The sequence below is a fragment of the Salipiger pentaromativorans genome, from assembly GCF_024721115.1.
Lineage (GTDB): Bacteria > Pseudomonadota > Alphaproteobacteria > Rhodobacterales > Rhodobacteraceae > Salipiger > Salipiger pentaromativorans.
Genome location: NZ_JAMDHK010000001.1, coordinates 53,176 through 71,343 on the forward strand (window position 1 = coordinate 53,176; position 18,168 = coordinate 71,343).

17 protein-coding genes are annotated in these 18,168 nt (G+C 65.9%); 3 read left to right on the forward strand and 14 right to left on the reverse strand.

Translation table 11 applies throughout. The annotated features are described in order from the left end of the window. Positions 1-97 precede the first annotated feature (97 nt). The 3 genes from M4578_RS00225 (at position 98) to M4578_RS00235 (ending at position 2,000) form a co-directional block, all read left to right on the forward strand. Complete coding sequence (locus tag M4578_RS00225) at positions 98-538, forward strand: DUF2852 domain-containing protein (RefSeq protein ID WP_258091420.1); 441 nt, start codon at positions 98-100, stop codon at positions 536-538. A gap of 74 nt (positions 539-612) precedes the next feature. Further along, positions 613-1,062 (forward strand): RDD family protein, encoded by a 450-nt coding sequence (locus M4578_RS00230; protein WP_258091421.1) that lies wholly within the window; start codon positions 613-615, stop codon positions 1,060-1,062. Between the two features lie 125 nt (positions 1,063-1,187). Beyond that, positions 1,188-2,000, forward strand: coding sequence for an arginyltransferase (locus M4578_RS00235; RefSeq protein WP_258091422.1), 813 nt, complete (start codon positions 1,188-1,190; stop codon positions 1,998-2,000). A 75-nt stretch (positions 2,001-2,075) separates the two neighbouring features. On the opposite strand, the gene M4578_RS00240 is transcribed toward M4578_RS00235, so the two are convergent. The 14 genes from M4578_RS00240 to nuoK all read right to left on the reverse strand — a co-directional run bounded on the left by M4578_RS00240 (position 2,076) and on the right by nuoK (position 18,164). Then, positions 2,076-2,627, reverse strand: a complete 552-nt coding sequence (locus M4578_RS00240; protein ID WP_258091423.1) for a PqiC family protein — start codon at positions 2,625-2,627, stop codon at positions 2,076-2,078. A 5-nt stretch (positions 2,628-2,632) separates the two neighbouring features. Then, entirely contained in the window at positions 2,633-4,738 is a 2,106-nt protein-coding gene (locus M4578_RS00245; protein WP_258091424.1) for an MlaD family protein, read from the reverse strand. Positions 4,739-4,744: 6 nt separating this feature from the next. Next, positions 4,745-5,371, reverse strand: coding sequence for a paraquat-inducible protein A (locus M4578_RS00250; protein WP_258091425.1), 627 nt, complete (start codon positions 5,369-5,371; stop codon positions 4,745-4,747). Next, positions 5,338-5,982 carry a paraquat-inducible protein A gene (locus M4578_RS00255; RefSeq protein WP_258091426.1) on the reverse strand — a complete coding sequence of 215 codons (645 nt, stop codon included), beginning with the start codon at positions 5,980-5,982 and terminating at the stop codon, positions 5,338-5,340. Before M4578_RS00255 ends, M4578_RS00250 begins: the two co-directional genes overlap by 34 nt. Positions 5,983-6,076: 94 nt before the next feature. After that, positions 6,077-7,117 (reverse strand): L-threonine 3-dehydrogenase, encoded by a 1,041-nt coding sequence (gene tdh, locus M4578_RS00260; RefSeq protein WP_258091427.1) that lies wholly within the window; start codon positions 7,115-7,117, stop codon positions 6,077-6,079. After that, complete coding sequence (locus M4578_RS00265; RefSeq protein WP_258091428.1) at positions 7,114-8,301, reverse strand: glycine C-acetyltransferase; 1,188 nt, start codon at positions 8,299-8,301, stop codon at positions 7,114-7,116. The genes tdh and M4578_RS00265 overlap by 4 nt, the downstream gene beginning before the upstream one ends. Positions 8,302-8,394: 93 nt before the next feature. After that, on the reverse strand, positions 8,395-8,964 hold the full coding sequence (locus M4578_RS00270) for a helix-turn-helix domain-containing protein (RefSeq protein WP_258091429.1): 570 nt from the start codon (positions 8,962-8,964) through the stop codon (positions 8,395-8,397). 288 nt (positions 8,965-9,252) lie between these two features. Continuing rightward, a complete protein-coding gene (locus M4578_RS00275) occupies positions 9,253-10,920 on the reverse strand; it encodes a ribonuclease J (protein WP_258091430.1) in 1,668 nt (555 codons plus the stop codon). Next, the gene (locus tag M4578_RS00280) at positions 10,917-11,696 is read right to left on the reverse strand and encodes a type III pantothenate kinase (protein ID WP_258091431.1); all 780 of its coding nucleotides are present in this window, start codon (positions 11,694-11,696) and stop codon (positions 10,917-10,919) included. The genes M4578_RS00275 and M4578_RS00280 overlap by 4 nt, the downstream gene beginning before the upstream one ends. A 15-nt stretch (positions 11,697-11,711) precedes the next feature. Next, positions 11,712-12,458: a biotin--[acetyl-CoA-carboxylase] ligase gene (locus M4578_RS00285; RefSeq protein ID WP_258091432.1), complete on the reverse strand. Its 747-nt coding sequence runs from the start codon at positions 12,456-12,458 to the stop codon at positions 11,712-11,714. 123 nt (positions 12,459-12,581) lie between these two features. Beyond that, positions 12,582-14,024 carry an NADH-quinone oxidoreductase subunit NuoN gene (gene nuoN / locus M4578_RS00290; RefSeq protein WP_258091433.1) on the reverse strand — a complete coding sequence of 481 codons (1,443 nt, stop codon included), beginning with the start codon at positions 14,022-14,024 and terminating at the stop codon, positions 12,582-12,584. A gap of 12 nt (positions 14,025-14,036) precedes the next feature. Then, entirely contained in the window at positions 14,037-15,587 is a 1,551-nt protein-coding gene (locus tag M4578_RS00295) for an NADH-quinone oxidoreductase subunit M (protein ID WP_258091434.1), read from the reverse strand. After that, complete coding sequence (gene nuoL / locus M4578_RS00300; protein ID WP_258091435.1) at positions 15,587-17,680, reverse strand: NADH-quinone oxidoreductase subunit L; 2,094 nt, start codon at positions 17,678-17,680, stop codon at positions 15,587-15,589. The genes M4578_RS00295 and nuoL overlap by 1 nt, the downstream gene beginning before the upstream one ends. A 178-nt stretch (positions 17,681-17,858) precedes the next feature. Continuing rightward, positions 17,859-18,164, reverse strand: a complete 306-nt coding sequence (gene nuoK, locus M4578_RS00305) for an NADH-quinone oxidoreductase subunit NuoK (RefSeq protein WP_258091436.1) — start codon at positions 18,162-18,164, stop codon at positions 17,859-17,861. Between the last annotated feature and the right edge of the window lie 4 nt (positions 18,165-18,168).

The window sequence follows — 18,168 nt, forward strand, 5'->3', positions numbered from 1 at the left end:
CGTTCACATTACCCCTTGATAACCCCCTCCCCAATCCCGATCTCTTGCAATGTGAAAGACATTCACATCCATCAACGAGAGACAAAGGACCCCTCACATGACCGCCGCCGTGCATTACGAAGCCCGCCCCGCCAACCCCGGCTGGCTCAAGCGTGCCGAGGCCTGGCTCGACGACCGCGGCAAACCCGCCTGGATCGTGGCCATGGTGCTTGGCTTCATCTTCTTCTGGCCGATCGGCCTTTTCCTTCTCGCCTACATGATCTGGAGCAAACGCATGTTCGGAGCATCCTGCCGCCACCGCCGCCATCACAATCACGCCTATCGCCACGGCTTCAACGCCATGCGCCCCTCGGGCAACTCGGCCTTCGACGCCTACAAGGCGGACACGCTGCGCCGGCTCGAGGAAGAGCAGAAGAGCTTTGAAGAGTTCCTGCAGCGTCTGCGCGAAGCCCGCGACAAGGCCGAGTTCGACCAGTTCATGGACGAACGCGCCACGGCGCCCCGCGACGAGGACGCCAAGGAAAAAGAGGACGCCTGACGCGCCTCGCCCATGGCCCCGACAGGGGGCCATGGGATATACTGCGACCTGACCCGAGGCCCGAGAGACCCCAGATGTATTCCGACGACCCTTACACCCACCTGCCCGACCCGGTGCGCCAGAGCGCATTCTACGAAAGCGTCGCGATCAAGCGCGCGCTGGCCTGGGTGATCGACTCGATCATCGTGGCGCTGCTGGTGATGCTGGCGCTTGTCCTCACCTTCTTCGTGGGCGCCTTCGTCTTCTTCGCGCTCTGGATGGTGATCAGCTTCGGTTACCGCGTCGCCACCATCGCCAGCGGATCGGCGACCTGGGGCATGCGCATGATGGCCATCGAGTTCCGCGACTGGCGCGGCCAGAAGCTGGATCTCGGCCAGGCGTTCCTGCATACGCTGGGCTATACCGTCTCGGTCGCCGTCGCGCCGCTACAGATCGTCTCGATGATCTGCATGATCGCCACCGAGCGCGGTCAGGGCCTGACCGACCTGGTGCTCGGCACGGTCGCGCTCAACAAACGGGCCTGAACGGGCCCTGACCGGCAGCATTCTGGAATGGCTGGTTAATTTCCGCCAACTCACCGTTTCCGGGGGGGTTGGCGGGTTTGCGATTCGTTGTTACGGTTTTCCCGGGATCAGCAAACAGGATCGACATGCGCCATTCGCTGCCACTCGCGCCGCAATTCTATGTGACGGCTCCGCAACCCTGCCCCTATCTTCCGGGCCGGATGGAGCGGAAGCTGTTCACCGCATTGCAGGGCGACAGCGCGGAAAAGCTGAACGACAGCCTGTCGAAACAGGGCTTCCGCCGGTCGCAGAACGTGCTTTACCGCCCTTCCTGTTCCGATTGCTCGGCCTGCCTGTCGGCGCGCATCGACGTGCGCCGCTTCGCGCCTTCGAAAAGCCAGCGCCGCACGCTGAAGCGCAACGCCAATCTCGCCCGCCGCGCCTCGAGCCCCTGGGCCACCGAGGAACAGTTCTCGCTGTTCCGCCGCTATCTCGACGCGCGCCATGCCGATGGCGGCATGGCCGATATGGATATTTTCGAATTCGCCGCGATGATCGAGGAAACGCCGATCCGCTCTCGGGTGGTGGAATACAGCGACACGACCAGCGGCGCGCTCAAGGCCGTGTGCCTGACCGATGTGCTCGATGACGGCGTGTCGATGGTCTATTCCTTCTACGAGCCCGAGTTGCAGCGCAAAAGCCTCGGCACCTGGATGATCCTCGATCATGTGGAGATCGCCCGCGAGGCCGGGCTGCCCTATGTCTATCTGGGCTATTGGGTGCCGGGCAGTTCCAAGATGGGCTACAAGGCGCAGTTCGACGCGCTCGAGGTCTATCGGCGCGGCTGCTGGGAGCGGATGGAGGACCCGGCGGAGTACGAGCAGGAACGCCACCCGCTCTCCACCGATCCCATCGCCGAGCAGGTCGCGAATATCTCGCTGCCCGACAGCCGGGGGTAACGCCCGGCTGCGATCCCGCACCCGGGCAGTCGTAGGGTGGGCAATTTGCCCACCGCCACCCTGTGACGCTCCGCCCTACCGCGACAGGCGCGCGGTGATCTCTCCGGAAAGCTGCGCAATCGCCGCGCCGGTCGCCTGGGCGATGCCCGCGGGCGTCGCCTCGGCAAGCGGCACCGAGATCGCAAAGCGCTCGATGCGCTCGCGCACCACCCGGTCATAGGACGAGATCGCGTATTGCCCGCTCAGCGCCACCGTGCCGTCGGCCCGCGCCACCATCTGCGCCACCGTGACCTGCACCGCCGCCTGCGCGTCTTCCTCCAGCGGCCAGGGCTCGGCGGCGACCGTCGCCGTCGAGGCGCGTCCGATATGATCGGCAATGGCCAGCGTCACCGCGCGGGACGGATCGTCGGCCCAGAGCGCGTTGTCGATCTGGGTAAGCCCGCCATCCTCCCCTTCCAGCAGGATCTCGGAAGCCTCCGCATAGGCCGGCAGCGAGACCTCGCGCACCTCCAATGTCGCCACGCGCAGCCGCGCGCTGCCTGCCTGGACCGGCGTGTCGATCAGATAGCGCGGCTCGGCACCGGAACAGGCGGCGAGGATCAGGGCGAGAGGCAGGATACGATACATGAGGGTCAGCGTCCGAACAGAAGGGAATTGGGATTGCGCTCGATCGCGCGGGCGAGCTTGGTGAGCGCCGCCGCCGCCTCGCGCACATCGCGCAGCGCCGCGACGGTCTCGCGGTTGAAGGAGGAATTGGCACCGTAGCCTTGCAGCGCGGTTTCCGCCTCGGCCACCAGACGCTCGATCCGCGTCGACAGGCGCGGCAGGCTCTGCGCCGCCTCCTCGATGGCGGCGGCGGCATCGCGGGCCGAGGCCAGCGTGGCATTGGTGCTTTCCACCACCCCGCCCTCGCGCAGCTCGGCCAGCGCGGCCCGCGCCTCGTCCAGCATCTCCGACAGGCTGCCCGGTAGGCCGCGCGCCGCGTCGCTGTCGATCAGCCGGTCGGCGCTGTCGAGCAGCGCCGTGGCCTTCTCGATGAAGGCATCGAGTTCCATCTCGTTGGCCTTGGCGGTCAGGCCGCGCAGATCGCTGATGAGATCCGGCACCTCGCCGGTGGCTTCCGAAAAGGCATCGGCCACGGCGCTGACCGTATCGGTGGCCGCCGAGGCGCTTTCCAGCGTCTCCACCAGCTTGCCCACCATATCGGCGCGGCGCAGATCCTCGGCGATGCCGCGCAGCTCGCTCACCGCCGCGGTCAGCTCTCCGGGCAGCGCCTGCGCGGCCTCGCCACCGATCAGCCCGCGCGCATCGTCCAGAAGCGCGGTGAAGGCGCCCGGTGCGCTGCGCAGGTTCTCGTCTCCGGCGAGGTTCTCGATCGAGGCCAGCGTGGCGATGGCCTGATCCATCAGCTCTTCCACCGGCAGGTTGTCGATGCGCTGGAACAGCCCCTCGGCGGTGGCGGCGACATCCGGCAGATCCGAGGCCACCGAGGGGATCACCGGCGCCTCGGTATCGAAGATCCCCAGCGCGGCGGGCGCGGCGTCGGGGATCTCGGCCAGCTCGACCATCAGCGCCTGGCTGAACAGCCCCTCGGCCGCGAGCCGGGCGCGCAGACCGTTCTGCACCGCCTCGGCCAGAAAGGCGATGGTCTGTGCCTGCGGCGCGTCGGGCGACAGCCCCAGCGCGCGCGGGTCGATGGAGATCGAAGCGCGCAGCTTGACCCGCTGCTGGCCCTGGACCTCTTCGATGAAGGCCCCCAGCGCCATGACGGAGCCGACCTTGAGCCCGCGATAGGTGACCGGCGAGCCGGCCTCGAGCCCGCGCACGGATTCGTCGAACTCGACGACCAGATCGACCGCGTTGTCGATGGATTCGCTGAACACGCTGTCGCGCGCCGAGGCCTCGTCGCCGAACAGATCGAAGACATAGCGCGACGGCACCGGGCTGCCGCCGGAAAACACCGTATCGAAGGCGATGCCGCCCCGGATCAGCGCCGCCACCGAGCCCACCGAGAGGTTGATCCCGCTGGGCCCCACATTCACGTCAAAGCCCGAAGTGTCCCAGAAGCGGGTGGCGGTGGTGATGCGTCTGTCATTGGGCGCGTCGATGAAGGCATCGACGATCACCCCCTTGCCGGAGTCGAGCAGCCGCGGCGTCTCGATCCGGCCGACCTCGATGCCCTGATGAAAGATCGGCGCGCCGGCGGTCAGCATGGTGCCGTCCGAGGCGCGCAGCACGATCCGCGTGCCCTTCATCCCCGGCTTGACCAGCGGCGTCTCGTTCAGCCCCTCGAACGCGGTGGCCCCGGCACCTGTCTGCGGCTCGAAGGCGGCCTCGATATAGACCCCCGACAGCACCGTCGACAAACCCGAGATCCCCGAGGCGCTGACCTCGGGCCGCACCACCCAGAACTGCGCGTCGGCGGGCAGCGAACCGGCCACGGTATTGTCGATCCTTGCATGCACGAGCACCGAGGCGAGATCGCTGGAGAATTCCACATCCTCGACAAAGCCCACGCTCACATCGCGGTAGCGGATGGCGGTCTCGTCGGGCACCACGCCGGCGGCATTCTCGAAACGGATCTCGATGCGGGTGCCGCGTTCGGCCCAGCTTTGCCAGGCGATGAACAACGTCACCGCGAGCGCCGCGAAGGGCACCAGCCAGACCAGCGACAGGTTGCGCCAGACCGACCGCTTCGGGCCCTCGATCTCCATCTCCGCCGGTCGCGGGTCACTCATCCTGACTTACTCCCCGTCTGCGTCCCAGATCAGCCGCGAGTCGAAGCTCTGGGCCGAAACCATGGTAAAGGCAACGGAAAGCGCAAAGCTGACCGCTGCAATCCCCGGATTGATCTGCGCTGCGAAATCGAGTTGCACCAGCGACGACAGGATCGCCACCACAAAAACGTCGATCATCGACCAGCGCCCGATGAATTCCACCACCTCGTAAAGTACATGGCGCCGGTGCGCCGAGAGGCTGACCTTGCGCTCGACGCTCAGCGCCAGATAGGCGATCGCGATGAATTTCGACACCGGAATGACGATCGAGGCGACAAAGACGATGGTCGCAACACCATAGGATCCGTGGTGGATCAGATCCACGACCCCGCCGAAAATCGTGCTGTCGGTGGTCTTGCCCAGCAGCGTGGTGCGCAGCATCGGATAGAGATTGGCCGGGATATAGACCACCAGCCCGGCGAAAAGCCAGGCCCAGACGCGCTGGACGCTGGTGCCGTCGCGGCTGGAAATGGCCGCGCCGCAGCGGCTGCACAGCGCAACCCCGGGCGCGTGGACGCGGCCGCACTGGGTGCAGCCCACCAGCCCCGCCGCCTTTGCGGTCAGGACGCGCGGCGCGCTTCCAGCGTTTTCCATACGGTCACCCTGCTCATGAAATTGTCTTTCAGCACGGTCACGATGACCAGTGCCACAAAGGCCCAGAAGGCCGGCCCGATGAAGATATGCGCCAGCCCCGCCACCTTGACCAGCGCCACAGCGACGCCGACGATAAAGACCTCGGCCATGGCCCAGGGGCGCAGCGCCTCGGCCAGCCGGAAGGCGGGCGCCGCATGTGCTGCCGGGCGCCAGCCGAAGGCCATCGGCGCCAGCACATAGATCAGCGCCAGAAAGCGCGTCACCGGCAGGATCACGATCAGCGCCGCCATCGCCAGGGTCAGCGGCGCGGTCAGCCCCGAGGAAAACGCCATCACCGTGTCGAGCAGCGAGGCGCGATGGATGCGCCCCGCCGCCTCGAGCTCCAGAAACGGAAAGAAGATCGCCGCGACCATCAGGATCAGCGCCGCGAGCGCCAGCATGATGATCCGCGTCATCGCCGTGCGGCGCGGCGCCTCCAGCACCGTGTGGCAGCGCACGCAGCGCGCGGTCTCGCCGGGCGCGACATCGCGCAGCCTGTGCAGCGCGTCGCAGGACGGGCAGGCAATCAGCCCGTCGGGATCGGGCGGCAGCGCGGAGGGTTCGGCAGTCATGACCCCCAATCTAGCCCGCGAGGGCGGTCGGGGAAAGTGGCCGCGGTGCAGCATTTTTCCCCGTGGCACCCGCCCCCCGCCGGACCCGCCCGGCTCAGCGCCGCCAGTCGAGCACCACCTTGCCCGAAGCGCCACCGCGCATGGTCTCGAACCCGTCGCGGAAATCGCGCGCGGCAAAGCGGTGGGTGATCACCTCGCGCACATCCAGCCCGTTCTCCAGCATGGCGATCATCTTGTACCAGGTCTCGAAGATCTCGCGCCCGTAGATGCCCTTGAGGGTGATCGCCTTGAACACGATGCGCGACCAGTCCACCGGGCTCTTGCCCGGCGGGATACCCAGCAGCGCGATGCGCCCGCCCATCACGAGGCTTTCCACCATCTGGTCCAGCGCCGCCTGACTGCCCGACATCTCCAGCCCCACGTCGAAGCCCTCACGCATCTTCAGCCGCCCGGCCACATCGCGCAGATCCTCCCGCGCCACATTCACCGGCACCACATCGACGACCCGCGCGGCCAGATCCAGCCGCGTCTGGTTCACATCGGTGATCACCACATGCCGCGCCCCCACATGGCGCGCCACCGCCGCCGCCATGATACCGATCGGGCCGGCGCCGGTGATCAGCACATCCTCGCCCACCAGATCGAAGCTCAGCGCGGTATGCACCGCATTGCCCAGCGGATCGAGAATCGCGCCGATCTCGTCATCCACCGCGTCGGGCAGCGGCACCACGTTGAAGGCGGGCAGGCGCAGATATTCGGCAAAGGCCCCCTGCTCGTTCACCCCGATGCCGCGCGTCTCCGGGTCGAGATGGAACCGCCCCGCCCGGCTCTGGCGGCTGTGGCGCCCGATGAGATGGCCCTCGCCGGAGCAGCGCTGGCCGATCTCCAGCCCGGTGACGTCACGCCCCAGCTCGACGATCTCGCCGGCGAACTCGTGCCCGGTGATCAGCGGCACCGGCACCGTGCGCTGCGCCCAGTCGTCCCAGTTCCAGATATGAATGTCGGTGCCGCAGATACCGGTCTTGTTGATCCGGATCAGCACATCCTCCGGCCCGATCTCGGGCACCGGCGCCTCGACCTGCCAGAGCCCTGGCTCGGGTTTCGATTTCTCCAATGCAATCATCTGGTTGGTCATGACAGCACCCCGGTATCGCGGCCCGCCTGTGCGAAGGCCGCGAGCGCTTGGTCGAGATCGTCGCGGCTCAGCGCCGCGTTCATCTGGGTGCGGATTCGGGCGCGGCCCTTGGGCACCACCGGGAAGAAGAACCCCGAGACATAGACGCCCAGCTCGTAAAGCCGCTGCGCCATGGCCTGCGCCTTGTGCGCGTCATAGAGCATGACCGGGACGATCGGGTGCGCGCCGTCGAGCAGATCGAACCCCGCCTCGGTGAGCCCCGCCCGCCAGTGGCGCGCATTGTCGAAGAGCTTTGCCCGCAGGTCGTCGCCCCGCTCCACCAGATCGAGCGCCGCGAGCCCGGCGGCCACCACAGCCGGCGGCAGCGCGTTGGAGAAGAGATAGGGCCGCGCGCGCTGGCGCAGCAGGTCGATCACTGGCTGCGGCCCGGCGATATAACCGCCGAGCGCCCCGCCGAGCGCCTTGCCCAGCGTGCCGGTGAGAATATCCGCGCGGATGCCGAAATGCGCCGGCGTCCCCTGCCCCTTGGGGCCCATGAAGCCGGTGGCATGGCAATCGTCCACCATCACCAGCGCCTCGTAGCGGTCGGCCAGCGCGCGGATCTCGGGCAGCTTCGCCAGATAGCCATCCATCGAGAACACGCCGTCGGTGGCGATCATGATATGCCGCGCCCCATCGGCGCGGGCGGCTTGCAACTGCGCCTCCAGATCCGCCATGTCGGAATTGGCGTAGCGATAGCGCTTCGCCTTGCAGAGCCGGATGCCGTCGATGATCGAGGCATGGTTGAGCGCATCCGAGATCACCGCATCCTCCGGCCCCAGCAGCGGCTCGAACAGCGCGCCGTTGGCGTCGAAACAGGCCGCGAAAAGGATGCTGTCCTCGGTGCCGAGATAGGCCGCCAGCCGCTGCTCCAATTCGCGGTGCAGATCCTGCGTGCCGCAGATGAAGCGCACCGAGGCCATGCCATAGCCATGATCCGCCATCGCCTGCGTCGCCGCCGCGATCAGCGCCGGGTGATCGGCAAGCCCGAGATAATTGTTGGCGCAAAGGTTGATGAGCTCGCGCCCGGCCACATCGACACGGGCGCCCTGCGGCGAGGTGATCTCGCGTTCGGTCTTCATCAGCCCCTCGGCGGCGATCTGGCTCAGCGTCTCGCGCAGATGGGTCAGGAAAGCATCGGACATGGGGGCGACTCCTTTTTTCTGGATCGCCCCATTAATCCGCGATTACGGATTTTCGGTCAATATAAAAGATACGCTATTACGGAAAATCGTCCGCTATGGCGTCTCCACAATCAGAAAGCAACGCGCGCCCTGCTCCTCGGCATGGATCGCATGGGGCCGGTCGGCCGCGTAGCGTGCGGTATCGCCGGGGCGCAGCGTTTCTTCCGTGTCACCCGAGCGCACGGTCAGCGACCCGTCCAGGACGGTGAGATGTTCCCGCGCACCACTGCCATGCGGTTCGCTCTCCAGCGCCCCGCGCGGCGTGAAGCGGATGTCGTAAACCTCGTAACGGCCGACATTTTCGGGCTCCGAGAGGATGGTGATATGGCAGCCGCGCCCATGCCCGGTGATCGTGGGTGCCTGCGCCGCGCGCACCACCTCTATCTCGCGCGCGGCGGTGTTGAGATCGAGCAGCCCGGCAAAATCCACCTGGAGCGCGCGGGTGAGGTTCCACAGCGTCGCCACCGTCGGGTTCGACTCGCCGCGCTCGATCTGGCTGACCATGGAACGGCTCACGCCGGACAGCTTCGCCACCGCGTCGAGCGACAGCCCGCGCGCCTGCCGCGCTTCCTTGAGCTTTCCGGGAATGCGGCCAAGCACCGCCTCTGCATCACGATCCGTCATAACGGAGAGATTGCGCAAAGCCGCGTCTGCGTCAACGGGGTCTGACAGGTTGGGCGGCTTGCGTGGGCGGATGCGCTCGCAAATGCAACGGTAGCCGGGCCCAGCGGCGGCCCGTGGGGTGCCGCTGGGCCCGGTGAATCCCTGACTTTATCCCAGCCACATCCGAAGGGCCTCACAGCAAGGCGCATATGTCACCAAAGCGGTAGCCCGCCCGGACGGGCCGCCGCTGGGCCCGGCGGCGCTGCGCGCCTTGTTCCGGGCCAGGGGCGCGGGGATCTGACGACGGCCTCAGCTCAGACGGCTGACGACCACCGTCACCTCGGGCTTCTTGCCGATCTCGTTCTGGGCGGTGTTGCGCACGATGCGGCGCATGCCCTCTTCGATCTTGTCGTCATCCATCAGCGTCTTGTCGCCCGCGCGGCCCAGGAACTGGCTCAGATCCTCTTCCAGCACCTCGACCAGCGGCGCATGGCTGCGCCCAGTCTCGGGCAGGCCCTTCACCTCGCACCAGGGCTCGCCCAGCGGCTCGTCGTCTTCGTCGAGGATCACCGTCACCACCACATGGCCGTTCAGCGCCATGCGGATGCGGTCGCGCACGATGCCGTCCATCGCGCCGATCTGCACCGAACCATCCAGATAGGTGCGGCCCGCGTCGATCCATTCGGCCACCGTGGGTTCGTTGCCGCTCAGGTCGATCATCATGCCGTTGACCGCCAGCACCCCGGTCCGCCCCTTCGATTTCGCCAGCTTCACATGCTCGCGCAGATGCCGGTGCTCGCCATGCATGGGGATGACGATCTGAGGCTGCACGATGTCGTGCAGCCGCGCCAGATCCGGCCCGTTGGCATGGCCCGAAACGTGGTAACGCCCGCTGCTGTCATCGACCACATCGACCCCGCGTTCGGAGAAATTGTTGACGATGCGGATCACGTCCTTTTCGTTGCCCGGAATGGTCTTGGAGGAGAACAGGAACAGATCCCCCTCCTTCAGCTCGATCCCGTTATACTTGCCGCGCGACAGCTGCGCGCTGGCGGCGCGCCGCTCGCCCTGGCTGCCGGTGACGATCAGCATGAGGTTCTCGCGCGGGATCGCGGCGGCGTCCTCGACGCTGACCACGCTCGGAAACCCGGTCAGCACGCCGGTCTCCACCGCCGCCTCGACCATCCGCCGCATGGCGCGGCCCAGCAGGCAGATCGACCGCCCCGCCTTGACCCCGGCCTCGGCCAGCGTCTTCACCCGCGCCACGTTGGAGGCGAAGGTGGTCGCCACCACCATCTGCGGCGCGCTTTCGATCAGTTTCTCGATCTCCGGGCCGACCTCGATTTCCGAGCGGCCGGGATTGGGCGAGAACACATTGGTGGAATCGCAGACCAGCGCCCGCACGCCGGGCGCCGAGACCTCGGCCCAGAGATCCGGGTCGAAGGCCTCGCCCACCACCGGGTGCGGGTCGAGCTTGAAATCGCCCGAATGGATCACCCGCCCGCCGGGCGTGTCGATGACCAGCGCCGAGCTTTCGGGAATGGAATGCGAGATCGGCAGGAAGCCGACCCTGAACGGCCCCACCGTCACCGTCTCGGGCCATTTCGAACAGGTCTGCACCGTGTCCTCGGACAGCCCGTATTCGCCCAGCTTCTGCCGCGCCAGATTGGCGGTGAAGGCGCGCGCGTAGATCCGCACCCCCAGCCGTTCGAAACAATGGCCCACGGCGCCGATATGGTCCTCGTGGGCATGGGTGATGAACACCGCCTCGATGCGGGCGCGGTTCTCCACCAGCCAGGCGATGTCGGCAAAGATGATGTCCACGCCGGGCGTGGTGTCCATATCCGGAAAGGCCACGCCCAGATCGACGACGATCAGCCGTTCCTCGCCCGGCTTGCCATAGCCGTAGACATAGCAGTTCATGCCGATCTCGCCGGCGCCGCCAAGGGGCAGATAGATGATCCGTTCAGTGCTCATGAGGATTCCTGCCTCTTGTTGTAATCGTGAATCACGGTCAGGCCGTGCATGGTCAGTTCATCGACCCATTCGTCGAACAGGTCTTCGGATTGCTGGAAGAGCGGCGCCAGCCCGCCTGTCGATATAACCTTCATCGGCCGGTCGCGTTCGGCCTTGATGCGGTTGCAGATTTCCCGGACGAGGCCGATATAGCCCCAGAACACGCCCGATTGCATGCAGGCGACGGTGTTGGTTCCGACCACGCGCTGCGGCTTGGAGATGTCCACATGCGGCAGCGCGGCGGCGGCGAGGTGCAGCGCCTCGAGGCTCAGGTTCACCCCCGGTGCGATCACGCCGCCCACATAGGCGCCATCACTCGCCACCACATCGAAGGTGGTGGCGGTGCCGAAATCCACCACAATCAGGTCGCCGCCGAAAAGATCGTAACCCGCCACGGTGTTGACCAGCCGGTCCGGCCCCACGGCGGTGCCCATGTCCACCCGCACATCGACGGGCAGCAGGCAGTCGGGCTTGCCCACCACATAGGGGCGCGTATTGAAATAGCGGTCCGCCAGAACCCGCAGGTTAAAGACCACGCGCGGCACCGTCGAGGAGATGATCATATCGGTGATGTCCGCCTCGATCTTCTGAAAACTCATCAGCGACGAGAGCCAGACGTAATACTGATCCGCCGTGCGCTGATGTTCGGTCGAGGTGCGCCAGGTGGCGAGGAACTTCGTCCCGTCCCAGATCGAAAAGACCGTGTTGGTGTTGCCGCAGTCAATCGCCAGAAGCATGGCGTCCCCTCCTCCTCAGAAGAACACATCCGCCGCCGCGATGGCCTGCCGGCCCGCGCGTGTGGTCAGGATGAGATGTCCGCCCTCGTCCACCGTCTCGAAGGTGCCGGTGATCTCGGTGGTGCCGGTGCGCGCGGTGATGACCTCGCCCAGACGCGCGGCGCGCGCCAGCCAGGCCTCGCGCAGCGGCGCGAACCCGTAGGTCACGAAGCGCGCTTCATGTTCCGCATAGGCCGTGGCCAGCAGGTCCAGAAACTCCTCCGGCGTGACCGACACGCCCGTCTCCGACAAGAGCGACACCGGGCGCAGCGCGCCGGGCTCCACCTGCGCCACATCCGGCGCTTCCACCAGGTTCACCCCGATGCCGATGGCCAGATGCGCCAGCCCGCGCGGCGCGCCAAGGCTTTCCAGCAGGATCCCCGCCACCTTGCCGCCGTTCAGCAGCACGTCGTTGGGCCATTTCAGCGCCAGCCCCTCGACCCGGCCCGTGGCCGCGGCAAAGGCATCGTAAAGCGCCAGCGAGGCCACGAAGCTGCGCAGCGCCACCACCTGCGGCGCCTCGCGCGGCATCAGCACCAGTGTGCCGGCGAAATTCCCCTCGGGCATCGACCAGGCCCGCCCGCGCCGTCCGCGCGCCCCGGTCTGGCGCAGCGCGCAGATCCACTCCGGCCCGGCCAGCGTGCCCGCCAGCCGCGCGGCCTCGGCATTGGTGCTGTCGACCTCCGCCAGCACCCGCCGCCCATAGCCCGCCGGCCAGCTCATCGCACCCGCTCTTTCATCTTTCGGAAAATACTCCCGCCGGAGGCGTCGGTGCCAAAGGCACCCCCATGAAAAAAGCGACGCGCCAGAGGCGCGTCACTCTCTGGCAAGGCCAGGATTTCAGGCTCAGTTGACAAGCGTCGCCGCCGCCGCCGCCGCCGCCCCTTCGACCCCGAAGAGGTTCACGACGCCCACCACCATGATCAGCGCCGAGGCCATCAGGAAGCCCCAGAGCACCGGCGAGCCGCCCGCGTCCAGCGCATCCTCGCGGTCCTCGCCGAAATACATGTAGTAGACGATCCGCAGGTAGTAGAAGGCGCCGATCACCGAGGCGATCACACCGGCCACCGCCAGCCAGACGAGCCCCGCGCCATAGGCGGCCTGAAGCACGTAGAGCTTGCCGAAGAAGCCCACCAGCGGCGGCACACCGGCCAGCGAGAACAGCAGCACCAGCATCGCCAGCGCCCGGCCCGGTTCCTTCTTGGAATACATGCCAAGCGCCTTGATGTCGGTCACCGGCTGGCCGTCGCGGCTCATCGACAGGATGAAGGCGAAGACGCCGACATTCATGGTCACGTAGATCGCCATGTAGACCAGCATCGCCTGCACGCCCAGCTCGGTGCCCGAGGCCAGACCCATCAGCGCAAAGCCCATGTGGGTGATCGAGGAATAGGCCATCAGCCGCTTGATGTCGCGCTGGCCGATGGCCGCGACCGAACCGAGGAACATCGACAGCAGCGACAGAAGCGCCACAACCTGGCTCCAGTCCGCCACGGCGCCGCCGAAGGCGTCAAAGAGCAGCCGGGCAAAAAGACCCATGGCGGCCACTTTCGGCGCGGTGGCGAAGAAGGCGGTGACCGGGGTCGGCGAGCCTTCGTAGACATCCGGCGTCCACATGTGGAACGGCACGGCCGAGACCTTGAACGCCAGGCCCGACATCATCATCACGAGGCCGATCAGCAGGCCCACCGAGAGATGCCCCTCGCTCGCCGCGGCGATGATGCCGGAGAAAAGCGTGGTGCCGGCAAACCCGTAGGTCAGCGAGGCGCCGTAGAGCAGCAGGCCGGAGGAAAGCGCGCCCAGCACGAAGTATTTCAGGCCCGCCTCGGTCGAGCGCTCGCTGTCGCGGCGCAGGGCGGCGACCACGTAAAGTGCCAGCGACTGCAGTTCGAGCCCCATGTAGAGCGACATCAGGTCTCCGGCGGAGACCATCATCATCATGCCGACAACCGCCAGCACCACCAGCACCGGGTATTCGAAACGCAGGATCTTGTGGCGCGTCATATAGCCTTCGGACATCAGCAGCACCGCCGCCGCCGAGACCAGGATGATCACCTTGGCGAAGCGCGAGAAGGCGTCGTCGATGAACATGCCCGAAAAGGCCGTCCGGTCGCCGCCGCCGCTGGTGCCGATCCAGAGTGCAGCGGCCAGGAACAGCGCCGCGCTGGCCCAGACCAGCACCGGGGCCAGCTTGTCCTTGCCGGTATAGACCGCGCCGACCAGCGCCAGCATGGCAAAGACCGACAGCACGATCTCCGGAAGGATGATGTTCAGATCAGCCGAGATCATATCCCCGCCCCCTTAGTGGTTGGCTTCCGCCACGACCGGCCCGCCAAGATCGGCGGCCGCGACGGCGGTGTCGTAATTGTCCACGAGCACCCCGACCGAGGGCCCGATGATGTCGAGCGCCGCCGAGGGGTAGACGCCCAGCCAGAGCGTCATCACCACCAGCGGTGCAAAGATCCAGCGCTCGCGCGGGGTCATGTCCTGAATGGTCTTGAGGCTCTCCTTGATGAGATCGCCAAAGACCACCCGGCGGTAGAGCCAGAGCGCATAGGCCGCCGAGAAGATCACGCCCGTGGCCGCGACCGCCGCCACCCAGGTGTTGACCTGGAAGATGCCCATCAGCGTCAGGAATTCGCCGATGAAGCCCGAGGTGCCCGGCAGGCCGACATTGGCCATGGTGAAGAGCATGAAGATCAGCGCATAGGCGGGCATCCGGTTCACCAGACCGCCATAAGCGTCGATCTCGCGCGTGTGCATGCGGTCGTAGATCACGCCGACGCAGAGAAAGAGCGCGCCCGAGACGAAGCCGTGGCTGATCATCTGGAAGATCGCGCCGTCCACGCCCTGCTGGTTGGCGGCAAAGATGCCCATGGTCACGTAGCCCATGTGCGCCACGGACGAATAGGCGATGAGCTTCTTCATGTCCTCCTGCACCAGCGCCACCAGCGAGGTGTAGACGATGGCGATGGCCGACATCCAGAACACCAGCGGCGCCATGACCTCGGAGCCCACCGGGAACATCGGCAGCGAGAAGCGCAGGAAGCCGTAGCCGCCCATCTTCAGCAGGATCGCCGCCAGCACGACCGAGCCCGCGGTGGGCGCCTGAACGTGCGCGTCGGGCAGCCAGGTGTGCACCGGCCACATCGGCATCTTGACCGCGAAGCTGGCGAAGAAGGCCAGCCACAGCATGGTCTGCATGCCGCCGACGATATGGATGCCCAGCACCTCGAAATCGGCGAAGGCGAATTCATGCGCCAGCAGCGTCGGAATGTCGGTGGTGCCGGCATCGGCATACATCGCCACCATGGCGACCAGCATCAGCACCGAGCCGAGGAAGGTGTAGAGGAAGAACTTGAAGCTTGCGTAGATGCGGTTCTGCCCGCCCCAGATGCCGATGATCAGGAACATCGGGATGAGGCCCGCCTCGAAGAACAGGTAGAAGAGCACCAGGTCCAGCGCCATGAACACGCCGAGCATCAGCGTTTCCAGCAGCAGGAAGGCGATCATGTATTCCTTGACGCGGGTCTTCACGTCCCAGCTGGCCAGGATGGTCAGCGGCATCATGAAGGTGGTGAGCATCACGAACAGCACCGAAATGCCATCGACGCCCATCTTGTAGTTCATCCCCATGATCCAGTCGCCCTCTTCCACCATCTGGAAGCCGGTGTCGGAGGCGTCGAACTGGAACAGGATGAAGAGCGAGATCACGAAGGTCGCCGTGGTGGCGACCATCGCCAGCCATTTGGCGTTCCGGTCCGCCGCGGCGTCGCCGCCACGCATGAACAGCGCGAGGATCGCCGCCGCGAGCGCAGGCAGGAAGGTGACGATGGACAGCAGGTTATCCATTAGTGGGCCCCTCCGAGGATCGACATCCAGGTCACCAGGATCGCGATCCCGATCACCATGGCGAAGGCGTAGGTGAAGATGTAGCCGGACTGTGCGCGTCCCGCGAGTTTGGTGAAGAAGGGGATGATCCCCATGGCGACGCCGTTGATGGTGCCGTCGATGATGTTGCCGTCGCCGCGCTTCCAGAAGATCCGGCCCACCGCCTTGGCGGGACGCACGAAGAGGAAGTCATAAGCCTCGTCGAAATACCACTTGTTCAGCAGGAACAGGTAGAGCGGACGCTGCTGTTCGGCGAGCTTGCGCGGCAGCACCGGGTTCACGATGTAGAACCAGTAGGCGACCACAAAGCCCAGCACCATGGCGATGAAGGGCGAGAGTTTCACCCAGACCGGCGCGTGGTGCGCATCGTCCATGACGGTGTTGTCGGAGGCCATGTAGATCGCCCCGTATTCGAGCCCCATGGTCTCGGCGGCGACATGCTCATCGGCCGCGGGCGCGGCCTCTTCGCCATGACCGGCGGCGGCCGTCTCGGTGCCGTGGCCCGCTTCGCTGGCCTCGGCGTGATGCGCGGGCATGCCGAAGAAGCTCAGCACCTTGTCGTGGTTGCCGAAGAACACGCTGTAGAACACCATGCCAGAGAACACCGCGCCGATGGCGAGAACGCCCAGCGGGATCAGCATCACCTTGGGGCTTTCATGCGCATGCTCATGCGTGTGCTTGTCGCCGCGCGCCTTGCCGTAGAAGGTCAGGAACATCAGCCGCCAGGAGTAGAAGGAGGTGAAGAGCGCCGCGATGACCAGCATCCAGAAGGCATAGCCACCCTCGGTGCCCGCCCAGGCGCTTTCGATGATGGCGTCCTTGGAGACGAAACCGGCAAAGCCGATCCAGCCCGAAAGCGGGATGCCCACCCCGGTGATCGCCAGCGTGCCGATCATCATCGCCCAGAAGGTCAGCGGGATCTTGCTGCGCAGCGCGCCGTAGTTCCGCATGTCCTGCTCGTGATGCATCGCATGGATGACCGAGCCCGCGCCGAGGAACAGCATCGCCTTGAAGAAAGCGTGGGTCAGCAGGTGGAACATCGCCGCCGAATAGACGCCGACGCCGGCGGCCACGAACATGTAGCCGAGCTGCGACATGGTCGAATAGGCGATGACGCGCTTGATGTCGTTCTGCACCAGACCGATCGTCGCCGCGACAAAGGCCGTGGTGGCGCCCAGGAAGGTGATGAAGGCGGTGGCCTGCGGCGCGTATTCCATCAGCGGCGACATGCGGCAGACGAGGAACACGCCCGCCGTCACCATGGTGGCGGCGTGGATCAGCGCCGACACCGGGGTCGGGCCTTCCATCGCGTCCGGCAGCCAGGTGTGCAGGAAAAGCTGCGCCGATTTGCCCATCGCGCCCACGAAGAGCAGGAAGGCGATCAGGTTCGCGGCGTTCCACTCGGTCCAGAGGAAGGAGATCTGGGTTTCCGCGATGCGCGGGATCTCGTTGAAGATCTGGTCGAACTGGATGCTGTCGGTCAGGAAGAACAGCGCGAAGATCCCCAGCGAGAAGCCGAAATCGCCGACCCGGTTGACCACGAAGGCCTTGATGGCGGCGGCGTTGGCCGAGGGTTTCTTGTAGTAAAAGCCGATCAGCAGGTAGGAGGCGAGACCCACGCCCTCCCAGCCGAAGAACATCTGCACCAGGTTGTCGGAGGTCACCAGCGCCAGCATGGCGAAGGTGAAGAGCGACAGATAGGCGAAGAAGCGCGCCCTGTAGGGCGTGTGTTCGAACTGCGGGTCATGCGCCATGTAGCCGAAGCTGTAGAGGTGCACGAGCGCCGAGACCGTGGTCACCACGATCAGCATGATCGCGGTCAGCCGGTCGGCGCGGATCGCCCATTCGGTGGAAAGCGTGCCGCTTTCGATGAAGCGGAAGAGCGGCACGGTATGCGCGTCGCCCAGCGTGAGGAACACGATCCAGGACAGGATACAGGCGAGAAACAGCAGCCCGGTGGTGACCCACTGGGCCCCCGTCTCGCCGATGAACTTCCAGCCGAAGCCCCCGACGATGGCGCCCACCAGCGGGGCGAAGAGAATGATCGTCTCCATTAGTCTTTTCTCCTCATCTCGAGGCACTTGGGAGAGTCACATACTGGCGGAGTCGTGCCCGCAGGATAGTGATACTCTAAGCCGCAAAAGTTGCATTTGAACTTGGTCATGCCGTGGCTGGTCTCGACCTCCGAATGCCCGGTAATCGTAGTTCTGGGCTTGTATCGAGCCATCAGCCTCAGCCTTTCATCACGTTGACGTCTTCCACGGCGATGGAGCCGCGGTTGCGGAAGAAGCAGACGAGGATCGCGAGGCCGATGGCGGCCTCGGCAGCGGCCACGGTCAGGACGAAGAGCGTGAAGACCTGCCCCGCCAGATCCCCCAGGTAGGAGGAGAAGGCCACAAGGTTGATGTTCACCGACAGAAGGATCAGTTCGATGCTCATCAGCAGGATGATCACGTTCTTTCGGTTCAGGAAGATCCCGAAAATGCCGGTGACGAACAGCACCGCCGCCACTGTCAGGTAATGCTCCAATCCGATCATACTG